General features: G+C 72.9%; 7 protein-coding genes and 1 other RNA gene. 5 read left to right on the top strand and 3 right to left on the bottom strand.

The features are described 5' to 3' along the window. Positions 1–156 precede the first annotated feature (156 nt). Both NBZ83_RS33500 and NBZ83_RS27850 read left to right on the top strand, forming a co-directional pair. Entirely contained in the window at positions 157–1371 is a 1215-nt protein-coding gene (locus NBZ83_RS33500; protein WP_261569533.1) for a sensor histidine kinase, read from the top strand. Further along, a complete protein-coding gene (locus tag NBZ83_RS27850; RefSeq protein ID WP_261569532.1) occupies positions 1368–2033 on the top strand; it encodes a response regulator in 666 nt (221 codons plus the stop codon). Before NBZ83_RS33500 ends, NBZ83_RS27850 begins: the two co-directional genes overlap by 4 nt. Before the next feature lie 32 nt (positions 2034–2065). Here the strand turns inward: NBZ83_RS27850 and NBZ83_RS27855 are convergent, their stop codons facing one another. After that, the gene (locus tag NBZ83_RS27855; RefSeq protein WP_261576109.1) at positions 2066–2959 is read right to left on the bottom strand and encodes a polysaccharide deacetylase family protein; all 894 of its coding nucleotides are present in this window, start codon (positions 2957–2959) and stop codon (positions 2066–2068) included. A gap of 205 nt (positions 2960–3164) precedes the next feature. Next, complete coding sequence (locus NBZ83_RS27860; RefSeq protein WP_261576110.1) at positions 3165–4697, bottom strand: serine/threonine-protein kinase; 1533 nt, start codon at positions 4695–4697, stop codon at positions 3165–3167. 652 nt (positions 4698–5349) lie between these two features. Here NBZ83_RS27860 and NBZ83_RS27865 point away from each other — a divergent pair. Then, positions 5350–5481, top strand: a complete 132-nt coding sequence (locus NBZ83_RS27865; RefSeq protein WP_261569529.1) for a hypothetical protein — start codon at positions 5350–5352, stop codon at positions 5479–5481. A 157-nt stretch (positions 5482–5638) separates the two neighbouring features. Here the strand turns inward: NBZ83_RS27865 and rnpB are convergent. After that, an RNA gene (rnpB, locus tag NBZ83_RS27870) (RNase P RNA component class A) lies at positions 5639–6054 on the bottom strand. A 112-nt stretch (positions 6055–6166) separates the two neighbouring features. Here rnpB and NBZ83_RS27875 point away from each other — a divergent pair. Both NBZ83_RS27875 and NBZ83_RS27880 read left to right on the top strand, forming a co-directional pair. Further along, positions 6167–6682, top strand: coding sequence for a lipopolysaccharide assembly protein LapA domain-containing protein (locus NBZ83_RS27875; protein ID WP_261576111.1), 516 nt, complete (start codon positions 6167–6169; stop codon positions 6680–6682). A 620-nt stretch (positions 6683–7302) separates the two neighbouring features. Beyond that, positions 7303–7425, top strand: coding sequence for a hypothetical protein (locus NBZ83_RS27880; protein WP_261576112.1), 123 nt, complete (start codon positions 7303–7305; stop codon positions 7423–7425). The last annotated feature ends 162 nt before the right edge of the window (positions 7426–7587 follow it).

Consider the following 7587-nt stretch of genomic DNA (forward strand, 5'->3'; position numbering starts at 1 on the left):
ACCCGGTCCAGGGTGGGAGATCGGGCCGAACCGCGTCGACACCCTGGCGGGTGGGAGGGCGGTCCATCCGGGGCGGTGCCGTCTCACCCGGACGGGTGAGGCCGGCTGCCCGGCCGGGGGGTCGCGCCCGCGACCCGGCACCGGTCACGATGGAGCGTGTCCTCGCTCGCGACGATTTCCGACGCCCCGGCACTATGGGCGGACCGCTCCGACGCTCCCGAGGCGTGGCTGGCCCGCGCCGCCCGGTGGGCGCGCCCGCATCAGGCCGATGTCTGGCTGGCCGTGGGCCTGGCGGCGGCGGCGACGGCCGAGACCGCGGTCACGCCCTTCGACTCCGGGTACCGCGTGCCGGGTGGGTGGGGCGTCGCGTTGGTCGCGGTCTCGGCGCTGTCGCTGATGTGGCGCCACTCGGCGGTGCTCGTCGCTGTCGGGGTGTCGTCCGCGGTGGTCGTGGTCAACGCGGCGGCCGGCTTCCCCGTCGGTGCCGCCCAGTGGCCGCCGTGGATCGCGCTGTTCAGTTGCTTCGCGTTCGGCGGCCTCGCGGTCCGGCTTGCCGGCGCGGCGATGTGCGTCGCCGCCGTCACCGGATACGTCCTGCTGGATCACGGCCAGACGGTGACGGCGGACCTGGCCGGGGTGGTGATGTGCTTTCTGATCGCGACGATCGGCGGGGACGCCGCCCGCAGCCGGCGTGCCTTCGCCGCCGGCCGGCAGGCCAGGACCCTGGGCGAGGCTCGGGAACAGGCACTGGCCGCGGAACGCGTGCTGCTGACCGAACGCGCCCGGCTGGCGGGGGAGCTGCATGACGCGCTCGGGCACACCGTCAACGTCATGGTGTTGCAGGCCGGGGTCGCGCGGCGGGTGTTCGAGGACAACCCGGGTTTCGCCCGCCAGGCGCTGGTGGACATCGAGAACGCCGGGCGCGACGCCCTCGGCGAGCTGGACCGGCTGCTGCGCATACTGCACCCGCGGGAGACGGACGTGGGGGGTTCGCCCGACCTGGGTGACCTGGCGGCACTCGCCGAGCGGATCCGGGCGACGGGCCGGGAGCTGGACATCGCCGTCGAGCCCGTCGCACTGTCGCCTTCCGGTAGCCGGACGTCGTACCGGATCGTGCAGGAGGCGCTGACGAACGCGGTGCGCCACACCCGCTCGGGTCGGATCCGGGCCCGGGTCACCTCCGTCGCGGACCTGGTCCGGATCGAGGTGTTCAACGAGGGTGTCGGGTTCGCCGCGCCGGTGGCGGGGCGGGGCTTGGTCGGCATGCGGGAACGGGCCCGGCTGGAGGGCGGCTCGTTCGACGCCGGCCCGGTGGACGGCGGCTTCCGGGTCCTGGCCACGTTGCCCGCTCGACCGGACACCGCATCATGATCACCGTGCTGCTCGCGGACGATGACGGCCTGGTGCGCAGCGGGCTGCGGGCGCTGCTGGACGCTGAGCCGGGCATCACCGTCGCCGGGGAGGCGGCCACCGGCGACGAGGCGGTGCTGGCGGCCCGCCGGCACCGGCCGGACGTCGTCCTGATGGACGTTCGCATGCCACGCCGGGACGGGGTCTGGGCCACCCGGGAGATCGCCGGCTGGCCGCCGCCCCGACCGCGGGTGCTCGTCCTGACCACGTTCGACCTCGATCAGGTGGTGGAGGACGCGCTGGCGGCCGGCGCCGACGGGTTCCTGCTCAAACGGGCCACGCCGGAGCAGTTGATCGAGGGCATCCGGACCGTGGCCGGCGGCGACGCCCTGGTGGCGCCTGCGGTGACCCGCCGCCTGTTGGCGGTCCTGGCCCGCCGGCGGGCCCCGCAGCGGGAGCTGCTCGCCCACGCCGAGCAGCTCACCGAGCGGGAGACGCAGGTGCTGCGGGCGCTGGCCGCGGGTCGGTCGAACGCCGAGATCGCGGCCGAGCTGAGCGTGTCCGCGGAGACGGTGCGCTCCCACCTCAAGCGGGTGCTGAGCAAACTCGGAGTCCGGGACCGCACGCAGGCGGTGGTGTGGGCCTACCGCAGCGGCTTCGTCGACACCACGGACTCGAACTAACTCGAACTAACTGGCGACCGGCTCGGAGAGGTTCAGCCGGAGACGATGCGGTCGGAGAGGCGGACGAAACGGTAGCCGGAATCCGCCAACCGGGGTACTGCCGCGGCGATCCCCTCGGCGGTACCGCCCGAGGGGTGGTTCATGTGGCCGATGACGATCGATCCGGGTCGTGCGGTCAGCACGGCGTGTGCGACCTGGCCGGGGGTGAAGGTCGCGCCGGCGTCGCCGTTGACGTCGAAGGTGACGACGTGTTCACCGAGATCAGCCGTAATCCTCGTGGCCACGTCGTCGCAGTGCGCCGTGCCCGATCGGAAGAACCGCGGCGGATGGCCGAGGAGCGCACCGAGCCTGCCTCGGTTGCCGTCGATCTCGTCGAACACCTCGCCGACATCGTGCGTACCCGTGATGCCGTAGGCGGACCGGCCGGACACCGACAGCGGGCGGTGCCGGGTGCCGTGGTTGGCGATCTCGAACAGTGGGTCGGCGGCGAGATCGCGGGACACCCGGGGGTTGGCATCGATCCAGCGGGAATTGAGGAACAGCGTGGCCGGTACCCCGTGGCGGCGGAGAAAGCCGACCAGCGCCTGGTCGTAATCGCTACCGTGCGGACCACCGCATGCGTCGAAGGTCAGCGCGATCACCCTGTCGCTGGTGGGCAACATCGTGGTCACGCCAGGTACGTCCATGCCCCAGGCGGTGGGATGGACATGACCGTAGCGGGCGATCATCTCGTCGCGGGTCGCCGTACCGACCGCGGGTGCCGGGCTGGCCGAGGAGCCGACGGCGATCGGGGGGGCCGGCTGGGTCAGTGGCAGCCGCGGGCTCGGTGTGGCAGCAGACCTCGGCGCAGGGTTCGCGGCGCCTGGCCGGCCGGCGCAACCCGCGAGCACGGGGAGCGCCAGCAGCACACGGCGGCTCAGAGACAACCGTCATCCTTCGCCGCGCCGACGGGTCGCAACCGTCGTCCGGCTATTGCCGTGATGCACCTGTAAATGGCATGCATCCTGAGTCAGTGGGTCGAAAGCCGACTTATGACTCTACTTGATTACATTCAGTGACTTCGAGAAGGCGACCGAATTTTCTGCGTCGAGACGGCCAGCGCCCAGCTCCACCGCCGCCGCGGAAACGGCGTCAGGGTGCCCACCGCTGCTCGCCCGATCGGCTATCGCGGGAGCCGCGCCCGCCGCCGGCGGAGTAACCGCTGGGCCTGGCCCGCTGCGAGCCGGGTCCCCTGCCGGGCTTGTCTCCCGGCTCCTTCCCCTGGGCGCGCTCGGGCTGTCCGAAGAAGATGATCGGGGCGCACCGGCCGTCGGCGCCCGGCAACGGTAGGAATCGCAGTGCGTCGGCCGCGAAGCAGGCACTCGACGTGGCGGCCCGGCCGGACGAACCCCGAGGCGGAGCGCTGCTCGAGCGCGTGCCCGCGGGCCGAGGCCGCGCTGCGGGGACGACGCGGGCGGCGGCCGGAGCGGCGGCCGCGGCGGGCTGCGGCCCGACGGGTAGGGGCTGCGTGGCGGTCGCGCCGACCAGGGAGACCGATGCCGGGCTCGGCGCTGCGGGGCTGGCCGCGGGCGGGATCGTGGTCGCCGCCGCGGGGCGCGTGGCGGAGCCGGTGGGGAAGGGCTGCGTGCTGGCGGTGGACCGGGTCGTCTCACCCGGCGCCGCCACGAGGACGGCGGTGATCGCGCTCGCCGCGGCGAGGACCGTCACCGCCGTGGCGATACCGCGGCGCTGCGCCGGGCGCAGCGCGGGAAGCAGGGAGAGTACGGGGACGATGAGGGCGGTCCGGTGGTCGCGGCCCGCCGGTGACCCGGCGCCGACGGGCGTCGTTGCCGCGCCGAGGGCTGCGCCCCGCGCGAGCGGGGCGGCGGGGAGCCGGTCGAGGAGCTGGCGGGCGGTGGGCCGGCGGTCGGGCCTTTTGTCGAGGGCCTTGCCGACGATCTTTCCGAGCCGGGTGGGCAGCCCGTCGACCGCGGCGTTGTCGTGCAGGGTCCGCAGGAGCAGGGCCTCGAGGGGACCCTCCCCGAACGGCGGTCGCCCGCTGGCCGCGAACGCCAGAGTCAGGGCCCAGGAGAAGATGTCGGAGGCCGGTCCGGGCGGCCTGGTCGTGGTGAGCAGCTCGGGCGCCATGTAGCCGACGCTGCCGAGCACCGCGCCGGTGACCGTGACGGTCCCGGGCACCCCGGCGGCGATCCCGAAGTCGATCACTTTGGCCCCGTCCTCGGCCAGCATCACGTTGCCGGGCTTGAGGTCGCGGTGCACCATGCCCGCGTCGTGGATGGCGGCCAAGGCGATCGCGAGCTCCACCGCGAGGGTCTGCAGCGCCGCGGCGGACAGCGGGCCGTTGCGCGCCACCTCGGCCGTCAGAGTCGGGCCCTCGATGTACTCGGTGGCAAGCCATGGCGTCTCCGCCTCCGGGTCGGCGTCCACCAGCCGCGCCACCCGGGGGCTGTCGACCGCTGCGGCCGCCCGGACCTCACGGGCGAAGCGGTGCAGGAACATCTGGTCGCCGGCATGCTCGTCGCGCAGCACCTTCACCGCGTACCGCCGGCCGGCGGCGTCCTCGCCGAGATAGACCATCCCCATGCCGCCGCTGCCCAGACGCGCGGTCAGCCGGTATGGCCCCACCGCCTGCGGATCGGTGGCGCGTAACGGCCTCACCGACATCGGAACCCTCCGCTTGTGGCCCACCGTCACCGATGAGCTGTCAGATCGCGGCATGGGCACGTACGGCATCGCCACGGTGCCCACGCCGCGGTCAACGTCTACGAGCGAACGCCCGCTCTGCCGCATTCCGTCTGCATGTCCCCAGTACTGCACCCGATAGTCCGATTATGTCGGACGAGTCGGTGGAGGCTGACTCTGCGGGGCGGTTCCTCGGGGCGGGGCGGCTGCCCCACTGCTTGCCAGGAAGGGCCCACCATCTGCGGTGACGACCGAACGCGCGATGGACCGGATCCGCGGCATCGCGGCCGGGGAGCTGATGGTAAAGCTTGGGAAGCGTTCCTCCACTCGCCTTGATGTTGGTGATCAGGCTGCCGCGTCGTCCGGTCCGTCGGTCGGCGAGCAGCCCATGCTCGCGGGTATGGCTCGTCGAGCTTGACGGAGTACGTGCCCGCCCGCGGTGCAGCGAACGACTGGGCCTTGGGATGGGCCACCGGACTGGCACGCCTGCACGCGGTGATCCGGTCCGGCCGACGCGAACGCGCTACGACGAGACGCGGTTCGTCGACCTCGAACAGGCCAGCCCGGGCAGTGGCCGGGGGGCACCGCGACCGCCCGACAACGCCGCACCCACCGGTTCGCCGCCGTAGCCACGATGACCACCGGCAGCCCGGACCTCCCCGAACTACACCAGCTCACCACGGCACTGCACGACCGGATCCTGCACCGCTGGCCCCGCACGAAACCGCTGCCCGCCACCACCGGCAACCCCACCCACGACTCCTGACGATGTCGCTTCACCCCAGCCTGCCGCGAGCGAGTGGTCAGGAACCTGGATCGCCGAGGTGGTCAGTACCGTCGACGAGGTGGCCCGCTCGGCGTGGTCGACGGGCCTTCGTTTGACGAGTGGCTGGTGTGCTGACGTCGACCCGGTGCTGGTGATGCGGACGAGGTGGCTTGTAAGCCGGGTCCTGTGGCCGGGTCGCCTTGCGGCTCACCGGTGGCGGCCATCTCTCTCGGGCTGCCGTTGCCGGCAGCCTCCAGCGGTCTACCCGCAGACTCGGGCGGGCAGCCCTCGAACGCCTGCGCGGCTCGCGACCGGTTACGGCCGCGAGCCTTTCTGACCTTGCTCCGGGCGGGGTTTACCGAGCCGCCCAGGTCACCCTGGGCGCTGGTGCGCTCTTACCGCACCGTTTCACCCTTACCAGCGCCGTTACCGGCACTGGCGGTCTGTTTTCTGTGGCACTGTCCCGCGGGTCACCCCGGGTGGGTGTTACCCACCGCCCTGCCCTGAGGAGCCCGGACTTTCCTCGGCGACACCGGCGTGAACCGGTGCCGACGCGACCGCCCGGCCACCTCGTCCGCGTCTTCAGCATAGTGCACGCGCCCGCCTAGACTCCCTGGCACAGGGGACGGAACTGGACGGCGTGGGACACGGTCGCCCAGGCGATCATGATGGATGGGGCGGGACGATGGCGGGACCCGAGCAACCGGACAAGAGGATCGACTACACCCGGCCCGCGGGCCCGCCGCCGGCACCCGGCAGCCCCGCGGTCCCGGTGCCCGGTGCTGTGCCGGGCGGCACCTCGCCGGGCACGGTGCCACAGCCCTACCCGACGGGCACCGCCTACCCGACCGGCACCCCGGGGGCTCCGGGGACGCCCGGCGCTCCGGTGGCGCCGGGGATGCCGGCGGCACCCGGCACGCCGGCCGATGGGCCGCCGCCGCGGCGCGGGATCGCCTACACCACGTACGCGATCACCGTGGTGGTGCTGGTCATCGCGATCCTCGTCGTCGTCTTCGTGGTCAAGAACGACGCGCGGGTGAGCATCTGGCTGTTCGGCTCCACGCAGCGGATGTCGGTCGCCGCCGCGCTGGCCGCCTCGGCCGCTGCGGGGCTCGTCATCGGTCTGCTCATCGGGGTGATTCCGCAGATCCGGCTGCGCCGCGAGCTGCGCCAGCTACGGAAGGCGGCCCGCGGCCGGTAGGACATCGAACAGGCAAACCATTACTCCCGCGCGGACGGCCGTCGATGCGGCGGCCGTCAGATGAGTGCCGGTTCGCCATTGTTGATCGTTCCGGCCTTGTTCCGGGTAACCGTCGAAGGTCGATGAGCGGCGAGGGCGGACATACCGGATCGACGCCGAGGTCCGGCCGCCGGTCTCGGCGATCAGCGATGCGCGCCGGCGGCCGGCCGCCGGCGCGCATCGCTGAGTTCTCCCTGCACCGGGATGCGAAGAAGCGCGACCTTCCCGCGTCGCCGGCGCTGGTATACCCGCCGCCGCCTGGAACCCTGCTGCGGCGAAAGTAGCAGCGCGGCGACGACGGGTCGATTACCGGCTTGCCGGTCGAGAGGGCAGTCCTTCACCACCATTCCACCCGGCCGTGGGCGAAGAACGGGATCCACGTCTACCCGGCCGCCGGTGCACGGCCTCTTCGGCCACCGCCCGACCGTTCGAGAGGCTGAACCACGGGGCCCGGGCGGAGCGTGGGAGGCGCCGGAGATCCTGATCCGGTTCGCCGGCGAAAACGTCACCGCAACGGAACCGGAAGCGACTTCGCGGTGCTGCTTTCCGGCGACACCGACGCGCGTGTTCACGAGCATCGGATGGCAGGCGAGATCGACGACATCCCACGCGTCCACCCGGCGGGGCGTGCCAGCGGAAAGGCCGAACCGGGCGGCGTCCGCGCGGGGGAGTCGCGGGCGTCGGCCTTCCCCCGGCCGGGGTGACCCGGGCCGTCTGGCGGTGCCAGGCGGGACGGATGACCCGTTCCAGCTCGGGTCGGGCCCCGGGACCGGCCACGCGACGCCCGAATGGGCCATCGGCCCAGGGTGGATGCGACGCGTCGGCCCCGGCGACAGCAGGTGTTCGCTGCTAGGGCGGGTGGGGTG

Source organism: Frankia gtarii, from assembly GCF_025403375.1.
Classification (GTDB): domain Bacteria; phylum Actinomycetota; class Actinomycetes; order Frankiales; family Frankiaceae; genus Frankia; species Frankia gtarii.